Genomic DNA, 17,772 nt, shown 5'->3' with positions numbered 1-17,772 from the left:
GCGAGCGCACCCCGGAGAGGACCCGCACCCGTCCGCCGGCTGGGGGCGCGAGGCCCTCAAGCAGCTCGACCGTGGATGTCCTGCCCGCGCCGTTCGTCTCCAGCAGGGCGAAGAGTTCACCGCGGCCGACGGAAAAGCTGACTCCGCGGACCGCTTCAAAAGCTCCGCCGACTCCGAGGTCTCCGCGGTCTCGGCGATCTCCCCCGTACACACGGCGCAGATCAGTGACCTCAATCACGTCATCGTGCTCGTCGTGCTCGTTCGTGTTCATGAAATCAGCGTCGTCGCGGAGGGGGCCCCGCAGCAGTGCGCGGTGTCATCACTCCGCATGACAAATGTCAGATGCGCCGAAGACGTCCGGAGATGGGCACAGCAAAAAAGCCCCGGTCCATGACCGGGGCCTTCGTGCTGGAGCGGACGACGAGGCTCGAACTCGCGACCTCAACCTTGGCAAGGTTGCGCTCTACCAACTGAGCTACGTCCGCATTGCCCCCGACCGGCTTTCACCAGTCGGTGCGAGCACCACCCTACCTGATCCACAAGAGTGGTCGGTAAGGGGTTGCAGAGCGGGTGACAGGAATTGCACACTGCGCCTTCCCCCTGGAAGGGGGATGTTCTGCTACTGAACTACACCCGCATGACTCCTTGGGGTTCGTCCTTTCGGCCTTGCCCCTCGGCGTGTTCCAGACTCTAGCTGATCAGACGGGGGTCAGCGCAAGTCGGCTCTTCCCAGGGGTGGATGGCCGGCCGGAGCGAGGGAGTCAGTGCGCCTCGGCGAACGCCTCGTAGACCTTCTTGGGGATGCGGCCGCGCGGCGGCACGTCCATCTTGTTGGAGCGGGCCCAGGCGCGGACGGCGGCCGGGTCGGGGGTCAGCGCGGTGTGCGTGTACGCCTTCCCGGACTTGGACTGCTTGCGGCCGGCCTCGAGGTAGGGCGCGAGCGCCTTACGCAGTTTCTTGGCATTGGCTGGATTGAGGTCGATCTCGTACGACTTGCCGTCCAGTCCGAAGACGATCGTTTCCGCCGCTTCTGAGCCGTCGATGTCGTCAAAGAGAGTGACCACGACACGCTGCGCCACGAATATCGGTCCCTTCGTGCGACACCTCTGCGATCAAGTCATGACGTGCACAGACGTCACGGAGTTGTCGGGGAGATGTCGACTGTCCGGCTGTTATTGGGCAAAGTATCGGCTATTGCCAATTCATTTGTACAGTGCCCGGCATTGCATTGTGAAGCCCGACTAAATCCTTCCGCGTGTCCGAGGGCAATGGGGTCCTGCCGCTCTTCTGCGGTTTTTCCCAGGATTTTCCGTGCAGGTCCCCGCGTCGATGCGGGATCGTGATCGGGGTCACGTAGGATTCTACGAATCTACGCGAGTAGAAATTTTGTGCAGGTAGTCTGAAGGGACCTGCTCAGCACCACACACCGGGAGTGCCAGTGGCACGCGTCGTAGTCGACGTCATGCTCAAGCCGGAGATCCTCGACCCCCAGGGCCAGGCGGTGCAGCGTGCACTGCCGCGTCTCGGTTTCGAAGGTGTCTCCGACGTACGTCAGGGAAAGCGATTCGAACTGGAAGTGGACGGACCGGTGGACGACGCCGCGCTCGACCGCATCCATGAACTGGCGGAATCCTTCCTCGCCAACACCGTGATCGAGGACTTCACCGTCAAGGTCGAAGAAGTCGCGGAGGCAGGAAAGTGACCGCTCGTATTGGAGTCGTCACCTTTCCCGGCAGCCTCGACGACCGGGACACGCAGCGCGCCATCAAGCTCGCCGGTGCCGAACCCGTCGCCCTCTGGCACAAGGACAAGGACCTCAAGCAGGTCGACGCCGTGGTGCTTCCCGGCGGTTTCTCGTACGGCGACTATCTCCGGGCCGGCGCCATCTCGCGCTTCTCGCCCGTGATGGAGACCGTCATCGAGCAGGCGAAGTCCGGAATGCCGGTCCTCGGCATCTGCAACGGCTTCCAGGTCCTCACCGAGGCGCACCTCCTCCCCGGTGCGATGCTCGGCAACAACCACCTCCACTTCATCTGCCGCGACCAGAAGCTGCGGGTGGAGAACGCGGAGACCTCCTGGACGGCCGACTACGAGTCCGGCCAGGAGATCCACATCCCGCTGAAGAACATGGACGGGCGGTACGTCGCCGACGAGCACACGCTCGACATGCTGGAGGCGGAGGGCCGGGTCGCCTTCCGTTACGTGGACTTCAACCCCAATGGCAGCCTTCGGGACATCGCCGGGATCACGAACGAGGCCGGGAACGTGGTCGGTCTCATGCCGCACCCCGAGCACGCGGTCGAGCCCCTCATCGGGTCCGGCCGCACCGACGGCCTCCCCTTCTTCACCTCGATCCTCAAGAAGCTGGTCAACGCATGAGCCGCACGCCTCTGGACACGGTCGAGAACGCGGCCGCGACCCCCGACGTCGAGCTGCCCTGGGCCGAACTGGGCCTGAAGAAGGACGAGTACGAGCGGGTCGTCGAGATCCTCGGCCGTCGGCCCACCGGCGCCGAGCTCGCCATGTACTCGGTCATGTGGTCCGAGCACTGCTCGTACAAGTCCTCGAAGGTCCACCTCCGCCAGTTCGGCGAGAAGGCCCCGCAGTCCGACGCGCTGCTCGTGGGCATCGGCGAGAACGCCGGTGTCGTCGACGTCGGCCAGGGCTACGCGGTCACCTTCAAGGTCGAGTCGCACAACCACCCGTCGTACGTCGAGCCCTACCAGGGCGCGGCCACCGGCGTCGGCGGCATCGTGCGCGACATCATCGCGATGGGCGCCCGCCCGGTCGCGGTCGTGGACCCGCTGCGGTTCGGTGCGGCCGACCACCCCGACACCAAGCGCGTCCTCCCGGGCGTCGTCGCCGGCATCGGTGGCTACGGCAACTGTCTGGGCCTGCCCAACATCGGCGGCGAGGTCGTCTTCGACGCCTGCTACCAGGGCAACCCGCTGGTCAACGCCGGCGCCATCGGCGTCATGCGGCACGAGGACATCCACCTCGCGAAGGCGTCCGGCACCGGAAACAAGGTCGTCCTGTACGGCGCCCGCACCGGCGGCGACGGCATCGGCGGCGCCTCGATCCTCGCCTCCGAGACCTTCGACGACGCCAAGCCGTCGAAGCGCCCGGCCGTCCAGGTCGGCGACCCCTTCCAGGAGAAGCTCCTCATCGAGTGCACCCTGGAGGCCTTCGCCGAGAAGCTGGTCGTCGGCATCCAGGACCTCGGCGCGGCCGGTCTCTCCTGCGCCACCTCCGAGCTCGCCTCGAACGGCTCCGGCGGCATGCGCGTCACCCTCGACGACGTACCGCTGCGCGACTCCACGCTCTCGCCCGAGGAAATCCTCATGAGCGAGTCGCAGGAACGCATGTGCGCGGTCGTCGAGCCGGAGAAGGTCGACCGGTTCCTGGAGATCTGCGAGAAGTGGGACGTCATCGCCACCGTGATCGGTGAGGTCACCGACGGCGACCGGCTGGAGATCTACTGGCACGGCGGCAAGATCGTCGACGTCGACCCGCGGACCGTGGCGCACGAGGGCCCCGTGTACGAGCGCCCTTACGCCCGCCCGTCCTGGCAGGACGAGCTCCAGGCGGACGACGCGAACAAGCTCCCGCGCCCGGCGACGAGCGAGGAGCTGAAGGACCAGGTCCTCCAGCTGGTCAGCTCTCCCAACCAGGCCTCCAAGTCCTGGATCACCTCCCAGTACGACCATTTCGTGCAGGGCAACACGGTGCTGGCGCAGCCCGAGGACTCGGGCATGATCCGCATCGACGAGGAGACCGGTCTCGGCGTCGCCATCGCGACGGACGGCAATGGCCGCTACGCGAAGCTCGACCCGTACGCGGGCGCGCAGCTGGCGCTCTCGGAGGCCTACCGCAACGTGGCGACGACCGGCGCCAAGCCGCTCGCCGTCTCCGACTGCCTGAACTTCGGCTCGCCCGAGGACCCGGCCGTCATGTGGCAGTTCGCCGAGGCCATCCGTGGTCTCGCCGACGCCTGCCAGCAGCTGGGCACCCCGGTGACCGGCGGCAACGTCTCGCTCTACAACCAGACGGGCGAGGTGGCCATCCACCCGACCCCGGTCGTGGCCGTGCTGGGTGTCATCGACGACGTCGCCCGCCGTACGCCGGTCGCCTTCCAGGAGGAAGGGCAGCTGCTCTACCTCCTCGGTGACACCCGCGAGGAGTTCGGCGGTTCGGCCTGGTCGCAGGTCGTCCACGACCACCTCGGCGGCCTGCCTCCGCAGGTGGATCTGGAGCGCGAGCGGCTGCTCGCCGAGATCCTCATCTCGGCCTCCCGCGACGGCATGATCGACTCCGCGCACGACCTGTCCGACGGCGGTCTGGTCCAGGCCGTGGTCGAGTCGGCGCTGCAGGGCGGCAAGGGTGCGCGACTGATCGTCCCCGACGGTCTCGACGCGTTCACCTTCCTCTTCTCGGAGTCGGCGGGCCGTGCGGTCGTCGCCGTCCCGCGCTCGGAGGAGCTCCGCTTCAACGACATGTGCGGTGCGCGGGGCCTGCCGGTCACCCGCATCGGCGTCGTCGACGGAGACACGGTCGACGTCCAGGGCGAGTTCGCGCTCACCCTGGAGGAGCTGCGCACGGCGCACGAGGGCACGATCCCGGCGCTGCTCGCGTGAAGCGGAAGCAGTGATCAGTAAGCGGTAAGCAGTAAGCAGTCGTACGACGACGAAGGCCCCGCCCGTTTCGACGGGCGGGGCCTTCGTGTGTGCTGCGGTCGTCAGGCCGGGACGGGCTCGGGCTGCCGCGCGGGCTGCTCGGTGTCCTCCGGCCGCCCGGGCCGGGGCAGCCGCAGCGCCAGCACGGCGGCCAGCGCCATCAGTCCCGCACCGCACCAGAACACCACGCTCGTCGCGTCGATGAACGCGTGTACGCCGTTGGCGTGGGCGGTGCCGGTCAGCTGGGCGAGGGTGCTGATGTCGCCGCCGGGGCCGTGGGTGGCGTACAGGCGGGCCAGGACGGTGCCGAAGAGGGCGGCGCCCAGGGCGTTGCCGAGGGACTGGAAGTAGCGGATGGACGTGGTGGCGACGCCGAGCTGGTGGCGCGGGGCCGCGTTCTGGACGAGCAGGATCAGCTGGCCGAGCAGTTGCCCGAACCCGGCGCCGACCAGCAGGAGTTCGGCGCGGATCAGCCAGAGCGAGGTGTCGGGACCGGTGGTCGTGGCGAAGAGCACGAACGCCAGGGCGGTGGTGGCCGTGCCGCTGATGGTGAAGGTGCGTGCCGTCCAGCCGCGCGTGGTGAGCGGGCCGGAGAGCAGCCCGGTCGCAGACAGGCCGACGGCCATCGGGAGCAGATAGAGGCCCGCGGAGGAGCTGGTGATGCCACGCACGACCTGGAGGTAGATGAGCACGTAGTAGATGGCGCCCATCATCGCGGCGCCCATGATCGCCTGGATGGCGAAGCCGAGGCGCAGTTCGCGGATGCGGAACAGGGAGAGGGGGAGGATCGGTTCGGCCGCCCTCAGCTGTCGCCGGAGGAACAGGGCGAGCGTGACGGCCACGACGGCGATCAGGCCGAGGACAGCGGGTGACGACCAGGCGTACTTCTTGCCGCCCCAGTCGGTGACCAGGAGCAACGCGCTGGAGAACGCGGCGGCGAGCGCGGCGCCGGCGTAGTCGAGCGGGCGGCGCACCGGGTGTGCGGGGAGCTTCAGGGCGAAGGCGGAGGCGGCGAGGACCGCGAGGCCGACCGGCAGGTTGACGTAGAAGATCCAGCGCCAGCTCGCGTGATCCGCCAGCAGGCCGCCGATCCAGGGGCCGACCGCCATCGCGGCGCCGGCGACGAGTCCGCCCATGTTGGTGCCCTTGCCGGCGCCCTTCTCCTCCGGGCCCTTGAGGTGGGCGATCACCACCATCGTCACGCTCATCAGCCCGCCGCCGCCCAGGCCCTGCACGGCGCGGGCCGCGATGAGCTGGTCCATCGACTGGGCGGCGCCGCACAGCGCGGAGCCGAGCAGGAAGGTGGCGATCGCGCCGGTGAAGACACGCTTCGGGCCGAGGATGTCGCACAGCTTGCCGTACAGCGGCAGCATCGCGGCCGACGCCAGCGCGAACGCGCTGACCAGCCAAGGGATCTTGGAGATGCCGTGGTCGGGATCGAGGTCCTGGACGATCGGGACGGTGGCCGCGGACACGATCTGCAGGTCCAGGACGGCCAGGACGATGGTCACGAGGCAGACGAGGAAGCCGATTTTGCGCTGGGTCTCGGTCATGGGCACCACCATGGCGTCAAATCTGTACCGAGTCAATCTTTCATCCGGGATTAAATTTCGCCTTGGTACAGTGACCGCATGGCTGAGGCGATGGGGCTGCGTGAGCGCAAGAAGCTGCAGACCGCGAAGCGGATCTACCGGGCCGCGGTCGCGCTCTTCGCCGAACGGGGCTTCGACAACGTCTCCGTGCAGGAGATCGCCGACGCCGCCGAGGTCTCCAAGATGACCGTCTTCAACTACTTCGGTACGAAAGAGGACTTGGTCTTCCTCCCCATGGAGGAGCACTTCGGCGACGCGGCCCGCGCCGTGCGGGACCGGCAGCCGGGCGAGTCCGCCGTGGAAGCCGTACGCCGCCACTTCCTGGAGATGGTCGAGAGCCGCGACCCCTCGGTCGGGCTCAACAGCGAGCCGTTCGCCCGCCAGGTGCGCGGTCTTGTCATGGAGACCCCGGTCCTGATGGAACGCGCCTTCCTCGCCGCTCAGAAGGGCACCCGGGACCTGGCCGCGACCCTCGCCGAAGAGACCGGCGACCTGATGCTCGGCACGATCGCCGCCGCCATGCTGAGCGCCGCCCGCAACGCCCTGATCGAGGAGCACCACCGCCGCGTCGATGCGGGCGAGAGCGTGGACACCGTCGCGGCCGACGCCGCCGAGCGCGCCGAGCGGGCCTTCGCGCTGGTGGAACACGGACTCGGGGACTACGCGCGCAAAGCGTGAGGTTCCCGTACGGATGGCAGTCCGCGCCGCCGTGTTGACAGTGACTGCTGCTAACTTCGGCAACCCTGGGGACGTGTGGGGAACGAGGTACGGGGGAGCGGTGCAAGTACCCGAGCGCGCGCGGAAGTTCGTCAACGTGCTGCTGAGTCTGGTCGCCGTGGCCGGCATCGGCTGGAGCGGCCTGGAGATCTGGCAGGTCCTGTACGGCCGGTACCAGATCAACGAGGCTTGTGCGGGACTCGTCCCGGCCGGGCGCGTGCTCGCGCTCTCCCCGGCGGGCGGCTCCATCTCGCACCGGGTGGCCGCCGAGGGCACCATCGAGCTCAACGCGGGGCTGCCGCAGGACTGCGAGATCTTCAGCACCGAGGCGGGGGAGAAGTATGGCACCGACAGCGGCGAGCGGTGGTTCTTCACGGGCGCGGTGGGCGTCGTGCCCGGCGACAAAGCCGTCATCGCCGACGATCCGATATCCAGCATCCTCGACTCGTACGCCGACCACACCTACCTCGCACAGCCGCTCGGCGGCGGCATAACCGGCCTGGTCTCGGACACGGGCGTCACCGTCCAACTCCTGTGCCCCGAGGGCAAGTCCGACGGCGAGTCGATCAAGGCTCTGTGGGCCAGGGCCTCGCTCATGGACCCCGGGCCGCCCTTCACCGAGAACGGCCAGCTCACCGCCCACGACCGGAGCGTCCTCGCCGAGACCGCCGTGCTCACCGCCAACAACCTCGCCGACCGGCTGGGCTGCGCCGGCCGGCTGCCCGATCCGCCGGAGGACATCCCCGCCCTGACCGAGGGCCCGACCTCGGCCTCGCACGCGGACGGCACCTGCGCCTGGTACCGCAAGGCCGGCTTCGCCGACCAGGATCTGCTCGCGGACCAGGTGCTGGAAAGCCGAGTGGACGACACGCTGTGGGACGAGCAGTGCGGCCTCGTGGTCAGTGAGACCCACGCGCGTGACCTCTGGTACGCGCACCAGGACGACCTCAAGGACCTCGGCGAGCCGACCCGCGCGGGTGACTGGTTCGTCTCCTTCCATACGTACGCCGGAGAGGATGCGAAGTACGTCCAGCTCACAGCCGACGGCAACAACGAGCTTCCCGAGCCCGCGGAACCGGGCAAGGCGGGCCGCAGCCGCGGGGAATCGATCTGGTGGGCGTCCTCCGTCTGCGACGGAGCGCCCCAGATCCACACGATGACCATCGCCTTCCCCTACGACAAACTGACGACACCCGCGTACGAGAAGGTCTTCCGCGCCTACGTCACCGACATCGCCGAGCGCCGCGGCTGCACGGACACCAAGTTCCCCGCGTCCTCGACCTTCCGCGCCGACTAGGCTCCCGGCATGCCGCCCGCCAAGAAGCGCACCCGCACCTACGACTCCGCCAAGATCCGCGCCGCGGTGCTCGCGCAGTTCGGGCACGTACGAGAAGGCGTACGCGCCCTGACCGATGAGCAGTTGGCGGGGGCCACCGGCCTCGGGGACTGGAGCGTGCGGGACTTGGCCGCGCACATCACCATGGGCGTCGAGGCCGTCAGCCGGTACATCGACCGCCCGGAGCCCGCTCAGCAGGAGCCGGTCCCTCCGAAACTCGCCCTGCTCGACTGGCCGTTCGTGACGGCGGCCCGAGCCGGGGACATCGCCGACGGCACGCGTCAACTCGCCGCCGGCAACCCCGACCTCGACGCGCTCTACGCCCGCACCGAGCAACGGATCACCGAGCGGCTGGCCACGGCCCCCGACGACCGGCTGCTTGTCACCCGCACCGGTGCCATGACCCTCGCCGACTACCTCGTGACCCGCACGGTCGAACTCGTCGTCCACACCGACGACCTGAACCGCGCCGTGCCCGGCCTCGACATCCCGTACGACCGGCAGGCCCTCGCCGCCTGCACCCGGCTGCTCGCCGACGCGCTCGCCGTGAAGGCGCCCGGCGCGTCGACGGAGGTACGGATTCCGCCGTACGCCGTCGTGCAGTGCGTGGAAGGGCCGCGGCACACTCGCGGCACCCCGCCGAACGTCGTCGAGACGGATCCGCTGACGTGGCTCCGTCTCGCGACGGGGCGCGTGGCCTGGAAGGCGGCCCTGGAGGACGCCAAGCTCAGCGCAAGCGGAGAACGAGCCGACCTCGGGGGGCTCCTGCCCTTGATGGGCTGAGCCCCTCCGGCCCCCGTGGAATGTGTCTCGGCCGCGGGTGGGTGGGGGCTGGCCGCGCAGTTCCCCGCGCCCCTTGGGTGGGGGTGAGCTGGGGCTGTTTGTTGGGTGCGGGCCCGTGGGGGTTGCTCGCGCAGTTCCCCGCGCCCCTAAAAGGGGCGCGGGGAACTGCGCAATCTTTTGGACCAGCCCCCACCCACCCGCGGCCGACGAACAACGCACGGGGTCGAAGGGGCGGAGCCCCTGGGGGATGGGACGGGTAGGGGCGGCGGGGGCGAAAAACCAGGGAACCAACCACCCCACCCCTCCCGTCACACCGGCATGGACAAGCAGCGACTGGCCCTCACCGCATTGACCCTGCTTCCGCTCGCGGTGGCATGCGGCACCGAGTCAGCCAGCGGCAGCGGCTCCGTGGGGTCGGCCGAGTCACCCGTCACCGGCGTCCACTGGACCGTCGACAGCCTCACCGTGGACGGCACGACCAGGCAGGCCCCCGCCGGCGCCTACCTGCGAATCGGCGAGGACGGCCGGGCCAGCGGCAACCTCGGCTGCAACGGATTCGGCTCGACCGCCACCGTCAAGGGCGACCGCATCGAGTTCGGCCGACTGGAGACGACCGACATGGGCTGCCGGAAGGGCCCGATGACCTTCGAGGAAAACATGAGCCGCACCTTCGTCAACAGCTCGTTCACCACGAAGGTCAAGGGCGACAAGCTGACGCTCACCGCCGACGACGGCGACCGCGTCAACCTCAGCAAGGAACAGGACGCGCCTCTGTACGGCACGAAGTGGACCGTCACGGCGCTCGGTGACGCGAACAGCGCCCAGTCCCTCCCGAAGGGCGCCGAGGACAAGGCGTACTTCGTCCTCGACCAGAAGCACGGCACCCTCTCCGGCCGCCTCGGCTGCAACCACGTCTCCGCGAAAGCGACCGTCCGCGACGGACTTATCACCCTCGGCGCAGCCAAGACGACCCGCATGATGTGCGACGGCTCACTCATGGACACCGAGAAGTCCTTGCTCAGCCTCTTCGGCGGCACGGTCGTATACGAACTGGATCACCGCACCCTCACGCTGACCAGCACAAACGGCGCGATCATCAGCGCTGTCGCCGACGAGTGATCCATTAGGGTCCCGTATCCCCAATTCGGACCAGTGGTCGATCTCGCCTACACTCGGTGGCGTGCCACGTGGTGACGGTCGACTCAATCATGATCTGCTCCCCGGTGAGAAAGGCCCCCAGGACGCTTGCGGCGTCTTCGGTGTCTGGGCTCCGGGCGAAGAGGTCGCCAAGCTCACTTACTTCGGGCTCTACGCCCTCCAGCATCGGGGTCAGGAATCCGCGGGAATCGCGGTCAGCAACGGCTCCCAGATCCTCGTCTTCAAGGACATGGGCCTTGTGTCCCAGGTCTTCGACGAGACCTCTCTCGGTTCGCTCCAGGGTCATATCGCGGTCGGTCACGCCCGCTACTCGACCACTGGCGCCTCCACCTGGGAGAACGCCCAGCCGACGTTCCGTGCCACCGCGCACGGCTCCATCGCGCTCGGCCACAACGGCAACCTCGTCAACACGGCGCAGCTCGCCGAGATGGTCGCCGGCCTTCCCAAGCAGGAAGGCCGCACCACGCGTGTGGCGGCCACCAACGACACCGACCTCCTCACCGCACTCCTCGCGGCCCAGGTCGACGACGACGGCAAGCCGCTGACCATCGAAGAGGCTTCCGCCAAGATCCTCCCGCAGGTCAAGGGCGCCTTCTCGCTCGTCTTCATGAACGAGCACACCCTGTACGCGGCCCGTGACCCGCAGGGCATCCGCCCGCTGGTCCTCGGCCGGCTGGAGCGCGGCTGGGTCGTCGCCTCCGAGTCCGCCGCCCTCGACATCTGCGGCGCCAGCTATGTGCGCGAGATCGAGCCGGGCGAGTTCGTCGCCATCGACGAGAACGGCCTCCGTACATCGCGATTCGCGGAAGCGAAGCCCAAGGGCTGTGTCTTCGAGTACGTCTATCTGGCCCGCCCCGACACGGACATCGCCGGCCGGAACGTGTACCTCTCGCGCGTCGAGATGGGCCGCAGGCTCGCCAAGGAAGCCCCTGTGGAGGCCGATCTGGTGATAGCGACCCCGGAGTCCGGGACGCCCGCCGCGATCGGTTACGCGGAAGCCTCCGGCATCCCGTTCGGTGCCGGCCTGGTCAAGAACGCGTACGTCGGCCGGACCTTCATCCAGCCGTCGCAGACGATCCGCCAGCTCGGTATCCGCCTGAAGCTGAACCCGCTGAAGGAAGTCATCAAGGGCAAGCGCCTGGTCGTCGTCGACGACTCGATCGTGCGCGGCAACACCCAGCGCGCGCTGGTGCGCATGCTTCGCGAGGCCGGCGCGGCGGAGGTCCACATCCGGATCTCGTCCCCGCCCGTGAAGTGGCCCTGCTTCTTCGGCATCGACTTCGCGACCCGCGCCGAGCTGATCGCCAACGGCATGACCATCGAAGAGATCGGCACCTCGCTCGGCGCCGACTCCCTCTCGTACATCTCCATCGACGGCATGATCGAGGCCACGACCATCGACAAGCCGAACCTGTGCCGCGCCTGCTTCGACGGCGAGTACCCGATGGATCTCCCGGACCCCGAGCTGCTCGGTAAGCAGCTTCTGGAGACCGAGCTGGCCGCGGGTCCCGCAGCCACGGCCGCGTCCGACGCCATCCGTCGCCCGTAAGTGCCGTAGAGCCCCGTAACACCAACCCGAAAGATCCCAGGCAATGTCTGCTGTGTCCGATCAGGGGACTCCGTCCCCGGGCAGTACCGGTGCTTCCTACGCGGCTGCCGGCGTCGACATCGAAGCGGGCGACCGCGCCGTAGAGCTGATGAAGGAGTGGGTGAAGAAGACGCAGCGCCCCGAGGTCCTCGGCGGCCTCGGCGGTTTCGCCGGCCTCTTCGACGCCTCCGCCCTCAAGCGGTACGAGCGCCCGCTGCTCGCCTCCGCGACGGACGGCGTGGGCACCAAGGTCGACCTCGCCCGCCGGCTCGGCGTGTACGACACCATCGGCCACGACCTGGTCGCGATGGTCATGGACGACATCGTGGTGTGCGGCGCCGAGCCGCTCTTCATGACCGACTACATCTGCGTCGGCAAGGTCCACCCGGAGCGCGTGGCGGCCATCGTCAAGGGCATCGCCGAGGGCTGTGTCCTCGCGGGCTGCGCCCTCGTCGGCGGCGAGACGGCCGAGCACCCGGGCCTGCTGGGTCCGGACGACTTCGATGTCGCGGGCGCCGGCACGGGCGTGGTCGAGGCCGACCAGCTGCTCGGCCCGGATCGTATCCGTACGGGTGACGCGGTGATCGCCATGGCGGCCTCCGGTCTTCACTCGAACGGGTACTCGCTCGTCCGGCATGTCCTCTTCGACCGGGCCAACCTGAGCCTGGACCAGCACATCGAGGAGTTCGGCCGCACGCTCGGCGAGGAGCTCCTGGAGCCCACCAAGATCTACTCGCTGGACTGCCTGGCGCTGACGAAGACCACTCAGGTGCACGCCTTCAGCCACATCACCGGCGGCGGACTCGCGGCCAACCTGGCCCGGGTCATCCCGGACGGGCTGCACGCGATCGTGGACCGCGAGACCTGGACCCCGGCCCCGGTCTTCGACCTCGTCGGCAAGACCGGCGACGTCGAGCGCCTGGAGCTGGAGAAGACGCTGAACATGGGCGTCGGCATGATCGCGATCGTGCCGGAGGAGTCCGCGGACGCGGCCCTCGCGACGTTGGCCGACCGTGGGGTCGAGGCATGGGTCGCGGGCGAGATCGTCGAGCGGGGCGACTACACGACGGGCGCGGAACTGATCGGCGACTACGCGTAAGAATCCAGCTCCTCCGGCGTTGGAGGAGCTGGATCCGGGGCAGAGCCCCACGACGGCAGCACAAAACCCGGTCCGGCGGTCGATGCCCCGGACCGGGCGAGGTGCAGGCCAACTAAGGGAACTGCGAATACGGCTGAGCGCGCTGCAAGCGTTACGCGCCGCGACGCTGCGACGTGGGACCGGACTGGTCGTCCTCGTCCTCATCGTCGTCGTTATAGAGATCCGCGTACTGAGCGTACGGGTCGTCTTCTTCCTCGTCGTCGTCCTCGAACGGCTCGCCATTCGGCGGCTGGCTCGAAGTCGAAGCGCCCAGCTCATTGGCCAGACGCGAGAGGTCAGTCCCGCCGCTGCTGTACTTCAGCTGGCGGGCGACCTTCGTCTGCTTGGCCTTTGCCCGGCCGCGCCCCATGGCTCGACCCCCTCGGATACGGGGCTCGGTGGCCCCAGAGTCTTGACACGCGTTCATGATCTGGAACGGGCTCTCCGTGGAGAGACCGGTCCGTAGGGCTTCCACGGTACCTGAGCCCGCGCCCATACGGTACGTCGCCCGCACTACGCGCCTCTGCCCAGAACCCGCGAGGTGCCCTGTCCTCGCTGGTCAACCGCGATTTTAACCTCTTCTTGGCGGACGACCCGCCGACAGACGTGAGAGTTCTCTCTAAGTGTCCCATCGGCGGGTCCCTGACAAGCCCACGGACGAGCGCGCGTCAGGCCGGAAGAAATGGCTCCGCTATCCGCGGCTCCGTGCCTCCGCCATCCGCTGCTCGGCGATCCGGTCGGCCGCGGCGGCCGGCGGAATCCCGTCTTCCTTCGCACGTGCGAATATGGCCAGCGTGGTGTCGAAGATCTTCGCAGCCTTCGCCTTGCACCGGTCGAAGTCGAAGCCGTGCAGCTCGTCGGCGACCTGGATGACACCGCCCGCGTTCACGACGTAGTCCGGGGCGTACAGGATCCCGCGGTCCGCGAGGTCCTTCTCCACACCCGGGTGCGACAGCTGGTTGTTGGCCGCGCCGCACACGATCCTCGCGGTGAGCACCGGCACGGAGGCGTCGTTCAGCGCCCCGCCCAGCGCGCACGGGGCGTAGATGTCGAGGCCTTCGGTGCGGATGAGTGCCTCGGTGTCGGCGACGGCCGTCACCCCGGCCGGGTGCTTGTCGAGGATCCGGCGCACCGATTCCTCACGTACGTCCGTGATCACGACCTCGGCACCGTCGTCGAGCAGATGCTGCACGAGGTGGTGGCCCACCTTGCCGACGCCGGCGATGCCCACCTTGCGGCCGCGCAGCGTCGGGTCGCCCCACAGGTGCTGGGCGGAGGCCCGCATGCCCTGGAAGACACCGAAGGCGGTGAGGACGGAGGAGTCCCCGGCGCCGCCGTTCTCGGGGGAGCGGCCGGTCGTCCAGCGGCACTCACGGGCCACGACGTCCATGTCGGCGACGTACGTACCGACGTCGCACGCGGTGACGTACCGGCCGCCGAGCGAGGCCACGAAGCGGCCGTACGCGAGGAGCAGCGCCTCGGACTTGATCTGCTCGGGGTCTCCGATGATCACGGCCTTGCCGCCGCCGTGGTCGAGACCGGCCATGGCGTTCTTGTAGGACATGCCGCGCGAGAGGTTCAGGGCGTCGGCGACGGCCTCCTCCTCGCTCGCGTACGGGTAGAAGCGCGTACCGCCGAGGGCGGGGCCCAGTGCGGTGGAGTGGATGGCGATCACGGCCTTCAGGCCGCTGGCGCGGTCCTGGCAGAGCACGACTTGCTCATGACCGCCCTGATCCGAGTGGAACAGGGTGTGCAGTACATCAGCAGGTGCGCCGGTTACGTCGGTCACTGTGGTGACTCCCAGGTAATAAGCGGCGGTTGGGTGCGGGGCCCGTGCGGATGGCGGGCTCCGTGGGCATGAGACTAGAGCCTGCGCCCACCCGCCTTCGGTGCAGTGTTCAGGATCACCCACTGGCGGAGTACAGCCATGGTTCGATTTGCATAGATTTCTCGTCAGGTTGTGAGCGGTTTTCGCTGGTTTTCCCGGTGACCAACGGGGGAGGGAGCAGGCGTGCCCAAGGTGTCCTCGGTGATCGTCCCGTACGCGTCGTATCTGCGTGTGTACGAACCGCTGGCCGCCTTCCCGGAGCCGGAGCGCGGGCACTGGGCGCGCTACGCCCGCCGGACCGAGCGCCCGTCGTACCAGGACGAACTGCGCCGCTCGCTGGCCGACTTGCTGCCCACCCCGCCGATTCCGGTGCCGGTGCACGAGAGCGGCGAGGCGTTCGTGGCGGAGGTGGACGGGGTGGTGTGCGTCTGCCCCTGGCGCACCCGGCTGCGTGGCTGGCAGGCCCTGGGCGAACTGGCCGAGGAGCTGCCGGCGCCGGTGCTCGACGCGGTCCTGCCGCCGTTGGTGCGCCGTCAGGCCGCCCTGGACTACGAGCGCTGGATGGCCCGCAACCCCGACGCCCGCCCGTGGATCCGCACCTCGACCTGGCAGGTGCCGCTGAACTGGTTCGTGCTCGTCTCCGACGAGGAGCGGGAGTACGAGAAGGGGGCGGGGCCCGGCGGTGCCGCGCCGGTGCTGCGCTACCGGACGCCGATGGTGCAGGCGCGGCGGCGGACGGCACGGGCCCTGAGGACGCTGAAGGACACCTTCGACGAGGGGCCGCTCATCGACGGTCTGGTGGACGTGGGGCGCTGGCTGGAGGAGTTCCACCCGCGCTCGCTCGTGGAGCTGGACTACGGCGGGCTCGTGCACGTCCTGCCCGCCGGGCATCTCGAAGGGGACCACTCGGCCGCGGATGTCGCCGAGGGCATCGAGGCGCTGCGTGACGGGGACGGGGCCGCGGCGGGCGAGGCGTACGGGCGGCTCGTGGAGCGGTGGCGGTCGGTCAGGGACCGGCGCTCGGCGAACTGAGGCGGGGCCTGGAAGGCCTCCGGGGTTCCTGAGGCGGGACGCGGGAGGCCTCTGGGGTTCCTGGGGCGTGCGAGCTGCATGTGCAGTGTGATCTGCTTCTCACTGGATCGCGTCGAACTCGCGTATGGTCCTCACACGCTGAAGACCCTCACTCCGGGACGTTGGTCCCGATCCGGGCTTTTGCGTCAAGCAGGTGCCAAGCGTGACGGACGGCACTTACCTGGCTCTTGCGTCGCTTGCCACTCCTCATGTCAAAATAGGACAAGGAGCCCGGGGGAAGGCTCCGTCTACCCACGTATGGGTGGAATCTCAGCATTGCACGCTATGGGGGGTCTGGTGACTCCTGATCGCCCTGTGACTGATCGTCACAGTGGCGTGACTGTCCGCTATGGCATGGTCCATCGGCTTCCGTCGCTGATGAACACCTGGGAGGGCAATTCCATCGGTTTGGCCGACGCGGTTGGACAGATGGTGTAGTTGTAGTGCCGAGGACAAGCCGTTCGTCCTATAACCGACTCGACTCGCGTCCGCCATTTCGGGCAACGCGGGTCAAGGTGCAGAATTTAGAGGAATGAACCGAGAAGGTTCGGTTCTCCCGAGGAGGCCGCTCATGACCGCTCGCACCCCTGATGCCGAGCCGCTGCTGACCCCGGCTGAGGTCGCCACGATGTTCCGCGTCGACCCCAAGACGGTCACGCGGTGGGCGAAGGCCGGCAAGCTTACGTCCATCCGCACGCTCGGCGGGCACCGCCGCTATCGCGAGGCTGAGGTCCGCGCACTGCTCGCGGGTATCCCGCAGCAGCGCAGCGAGGCCTGAACAACTGCATAACCGGACAATCCGGCAGGTCCCCCAACCGGTCGAGGCGTCCGAACCACAGCTCCAAGCGACGCGGGTTCTGCCCCAACAGAGCCCACGCCCAGGGTTTTCTGGCACTGACAAGGGTGCGTCGTAGATCGCGCTGGACTCCGCCGAGTCCAGCGCGATCTTTTTTGTGCTCTCGCGGTGTCCCGGCGGGCGGCCTGTGAGTGGCCTTGTCGCAGTCTGGGGAGGGGTGTCGGATCTCCTGTGGGAGCGCTCACCCGGCGGTGCAATTGCACATATTAAATTGACCAGTTGTAGGTGGGCTGTAAGTTCCGCACTTCTGAAAACTTATGCGGTGACACCCGTCACATGCCACAGTCCTTGTTGCCCGAGAGGCTTGTGCGCTAAGGGAGTTGGGGTCGCGCGCAGGTAGTCGTACGTCAGTCGTACGTCGAGACTCCCGCCGGCCCGTGAGCGTGTCCGCCGCCTTTGGTCATGCCTTGGAGGGACTTTCGTCCTCGACGGCGCTCTCGGCGTCCTCCTCGCCCCTCTGGCCGGGCTCCATGGCCAGCCGCAGGAGCTGGTGGCAGATCGGGCAGTGACGCGTCAGATGGCGGTACCCGGAGGCGGCCGCCAGGTGGGCGCGGAGCAGGGCTCGCGTCTCGTGCCTAGCGGGCGCCGCCATACGCACCTCCGGGGGGTCGGGGAGACGAGAACCCTGGCTTCCGGGGTACCGGCGGAATGTGACGCCGTCAAGGTGTCTCGCCCCCGCGGGTGGCTCCGCCCAGGGGGCCGGTGGGGCTGTGTTTCGGCTGCGGGCCGGTGGGGGCTGGTCGCGCCGTTCCCCGCGCCCCTGAAGGCGCGGGGCTTCGCCCCGCGATCCCCCGCCCGCCCGCAGCCCCCAGGACGGGACGGGACGGGTAGGGGCGGCGGGGGCGAAACAGAAGAGCCCCGCTCCGTTGCCGGATGCGGGGCTCTGTCTTTGTTGCGGTCCTGACGGGATTTGAACCCGCGGCCTCCACCTTGACAGGGTGGCGAGCACTCCAAACTGCTCCACAGGACCAGGTTTCGCGGCACTTCGCGGTGCGCTGTGCTGCGAAATGAGACTGTACAGGAGGGTGAGCC

Annotated in this window: 16 protein-coding genes, 3 tRNA genes and 1 pseudogene; 11 read left to right on the top strand and 9 right to left on the bottom strand. The window is 68.5% G+C overall.

The genetic code is table 11. The annotated features are described in order from the left end of the window. Positions 1-16 precede the first annotated feature (16 nt). The 4 genes and pseudogenes from AB5J50_RS24525 to AB5J50_RS24510 all read right to left on the bottom strand — a co-directional run. Positions 17-271: pseudogene (locus AB5J50_RS24525) on the bottom strand (ATP-binding cassette domain-containing protein); the annotation flags it as partial. Positions 272-409: 138 nt separating this feature from the next. Then, positions 410-485 (bottom strand) — tRNA-Gly (locus AB5J50_RS24520). An 80-nt stretch (positions 486-565) separates the two neighbouring features. Next, a tRNA-Gly gene (locus tag AB5J50_RS24515) sits at positions 566-637 on the bottom strand. Positions 638-761: 124 nt separating this feature from the next. Continuing rightward, positions 762-1,079, bottom strand: coding sequence for an Lsr2 family protein (locus tag AB5J50_RS24510; RefSeq protein WP_327429925.1), 318 nt, complete (start codon positions 1,077-1,079; stop codon positions 762-764). A gap of 359 nt (positions 1,080-1,438) precedes the next feature. On the opposite strand from AB5J50_RS24510, the gene purS reads away from it, so the two are divergent. The 3 genes from purS to purL are packed head-to-tail and all read left to right on the top strand — an operon-like array spanning position 1,439 to position 4,634. Further along, positions 1,439-1,702 carry a phosphoribosylformylglycinamidine synthase subunit PurS gene (gene purS / locus AB5J50_RS24505; protein WP_369260500.1) on the top strand — a complete coding sequence of 88 codons (264 nt, stop codon included), beginning with the start codon at positions 1,439-1,441 and terminating at the stop codon, positions 1,700-1,702. After that, the gene (gene purQ / locus AB5J50_RS24500; protein WP_369260499.1) at positions 1,699-2,379 is read left to right on the top strand and encodes a phosphoribosylformylglycinamidine synthase subunit PurQ; all 681 of its coding nucleotides are present in this window, start codon (positions 1,699-1,701) and stop codon (positions 2,377-2,379) included. The genes purS and purQ overlap by 4 nt, the downstream gene beginning before the upstream one ends. Then, positions 2,376-4,634, top strand: a complete 2,259-nt coding sequence (gene purL / locus AB5J50_RS24495; protein WP_327429923.1) for a phosphoribosylformylglycinamidine synthase subunit PurL — start codon at positions 2,376-2,378, stop codon at positions 4,632-4,634. Before purQ ends, purL begins: the two co-directional genes overlap by 4 nt. A 101-nt stretch (positions 4,635-4,735) precedes the next feature. Here the strand turns inward: purL and AB5J50_RS24490 are convergent, their stop codons facing one another. Further along, positions 4,736-6,226 (bottom strand): MFS transporter, encoded by a 1,491-nt coding sequence (locus AB5J50_RS24490; RefSeq protein ID WP_369260498.1) that lies wholly within the window; start codon positions 6,224-6,226, stop codon positions 4,736-4,738. A 78-nt stretch (positions 6,227-6,304) separates the two neighbouring features. Between AB5J50_RS24490 and AB5J50_RS24485 the strand changes: the two genes are divergently transcribed. The 6 genes from AB5J50_RS24485 to purM all read left to right on the top strand — a co-directional run bounded on the left by AB5J50_RS24485 (position 6,305) and on the right by purM (position 12,946). Then, positions 6,305-6,943 carry a TetR/AcrR family transcriptional regulator gene (locus AB5J50_RS24485; RefSeq protein ID WP_369260497.1) on the top strand — a complete coding sequence of 213 codons (639 nt, stop codon included), beginning with the start codon at positions 6,305-6,307 and terminating at the stop codon, positions 6,941-6,943. Positions 6,944-7,043: 100 nt separating this feature from the next. Next, positions 7,044-8,279 (top strand): hypothetical protein, encoded by a 1,236-nt coding sequence (locus tag AB5J50_RS24480; protein ID WP_369260496.1) that lies wholly within the window; start codon positions 7,044-7,046, stop codon positions 8,277-8,279. A gap of 9 nt (positions 8,280-8,288) precedes the next feature. After that, positions 8,289-9,101 (top strand): sterol carrier family protein, encoded by an 813-nt coding sequence (locus AB5J50_RS24475; protein WP_369260495.1) that lies wholly within the window; start codon positions 8,289-8,291, stop codon positions 9,099-9,101. A gap of 318 nt (positions 9,102-9,419) precedes the next feature. Continuing rightward, the gene (locus AB5J50_RS24470; protein WP_369260494.1) at positions 9,420-10,220 is read left to right on the top strand and encodes an META domain-containing protein; all 801 of its coding nucleotides are present in this window, start codon (positions 9,420-9,422) and stop codon (positions 10,218-10,220) included. A 61-nt stretch (positions 10,221-10,281) separates the two neighbouring features. Beyond that, complete coding sequence (gene purF, locus AB5J50_RS24465; protein WP_369260493.1) at positions 10,282-11,808, top strand: amidophosphoribosyltransferase; 1,527 nt, start codon at positions 10,282-10,284, stop codon at positions 11,806-11,808. A gap of 43 nt (positions 11,809-11,851) precedes the next feature. After that, positions 11,852-12,946: a phosphoribosylformylglycinamidine cyclo-ligase gene (gene purM / locus AB5J50_RS24460; RefSeq protein ID WP_369260492.1), complete on the top strand. Its 1,095-nt coding sequence runs from the start codon at positions 11,852-11,854 to the stop codon at positions 12,944-12,946. A gap of 151 nt (positions 12,947-13,097) precedes the next feature. On the opposite strand, the gene AB5J50_RS24455 is transcribed toward purM, so the two are convergent. Together AB5J50_RS24455 and AB5J50_RS24450 are read right to left on the bottom strand one after the other, a co-directional pair. Then, complete coding sequence (locus AB5J50_RS24455) at positions 13,098-13,355, bottom strand: DUF3073 domain-containing protein (RefSeq protein WP_327429915.1); 258 nt, start codon at positions 13,353-13,355, stop codon at positions 13,098-13,100. Positions 13,356-13,676: 321 nt separating this feature from the next. Then, positions 13,677-14,774 carry a Leu/Phe/Val dehydrogenase gene (locus tag AB5J50_RS24450; RefSeq protein ID WP_369260491.1) on the bottom strand — a complete coding sequence of 366 codons (1,098 nt, stop codon included), beginning with the start codon at positions 14,772-14,774 and terminating at the stop codon, positions 13,677-13,679. A 222-nt stretch (positions 14,775-14,996) separates the two neighbouring features. Here AB5J50_RS24450 and AB5J50_RS24445 point away from each other — a divergent pair, with 222 nt between their 5' ends. Continuing rightward, positions 14,997-15,845, top strand: a complete 849-nt coding sequence (locus AB5J50_RS24445; protein ID WP_327429913.1) for a hypothetical protein — start codon at positions 14,997-14,999, stop codon at positions 15,843-15,845. 610 nt (positions 15,846-16,455) lie between these two features. Beyond that, on the top strand, positions 16,456-16,662 hold the full coding sequence (gene bldC / locus AB5J50_RS24440) for a developmental transcriptional regulator BldC (protein ID WP_003949541.1): 207 nt from the start codon (positions 16,456-16,458) through the stop codon (positions 16,660-16,662). 478 nt (positions 16,663-17,140) lie between these two features. On the opposite strand, the gene AB5J50_RS24435 is transcribed toward bldC, so the two are convergent. Together AB5J50_RS24435 and AB5J50_RS24430 are read right to left on the bottom strand one after the other, a co-directional pair. Further along, a complete protein-coding gene (locus AB5J50_RS24435) occupies positions 17,141-17,332 on the bottom strand; it encodes a DUF6274 family protein (protein WP_369260490.1) in 192 nt (63 codons plus the stop codon). A 303-nt stretch (positions 17,333-17,635) separates the two neighbouring features. Next, positions 17,636-17,710: transfer RNA gene (locus AB5J50_RS24430), tRNA-Asp, on the bottom strand. Between the last annotated feature and the right edge of the window lie 62 nt (positions 17,711-17,772).

Origin of the sequence: Streptomyces sp. R35, assembly GCF_041053035.1 — a bacterium.
Taxonomy (GTDB): domain Bacteria; phylum Actinomycetota; class Actinomycetes; order Streptomycetales; family Streptomycetaceae; genus Streptomyces; species Streptomyces lutosisoli.
This window is presented reverse-complemented; position numbering and strand designations above follow the sequence as displayed.

Bases quoted from the DNA above. Each gene is read 5' to 3' on its own strand.
- purM (WP_369260492.1), top strand. From the start codon at position 11,852: ATGTCTGCTGTGTCCGATCAGGGGACTCCGTCCCCGGGCAGTACCGGT.
- AB5J50_RS24435 (WP_369260490.1), bottom strand. From the start codon at position 17,332: ATGGCGGCGCCCGCTAGGCACGAGACGCGAGCCCTGCTCCGCGCCCAC.
- AB5J50_RS24490 (WP_369260498.1), bottom strand. From the start codon at position 6,226: ATGACCGAGACCCAGCGCAAAATCGGCTTCCTCGTCTGCCTCGTGACC.
- AB5J50_RS24475 (WP_369260495.1), top strand. From the start codon at position 8,289: ATGCCGCCCGCCAAGAAGCGCACCCGCACCTACGACTCCGCCAAGATC.
- AB5J50_RS24485 (WP_369260497.1), top strand. From the start codon at position 6,305: ATGGCTGAGGCGATGGGGCTGCGTGAGCGCAAGAAGCTGCAGACCGCG.
- bldC (WP_003949541.1), top strand. From the start codon at position 16,456: ATGACCGCTCGCACCCCTGATGCCGAGCCGCTGCTGACCCCGGCTGAG.
- AB5J50_RS24470 (WP_369260494.1), top strand. From the start codon at position 9,420: ATGGACAAGCAGCGACTGGCCCTCACCGCATTGACCCTGCTTCCGCTC.
- AB5J50_RS24455 (WP_327429915.1), bottom strand. From the start codon at position 13,355: ATGGGGCGCGGCCGGGCAAAGGCCAAGCAGACGAAGGTCGCCCGCCAG.
- purL (WP_327429923.1), top strand. From the start codon at position 2,376: ATGAGCCGCACGCCTCTGGACACGGTCGAGAACGCGGCCGCGACCCCC.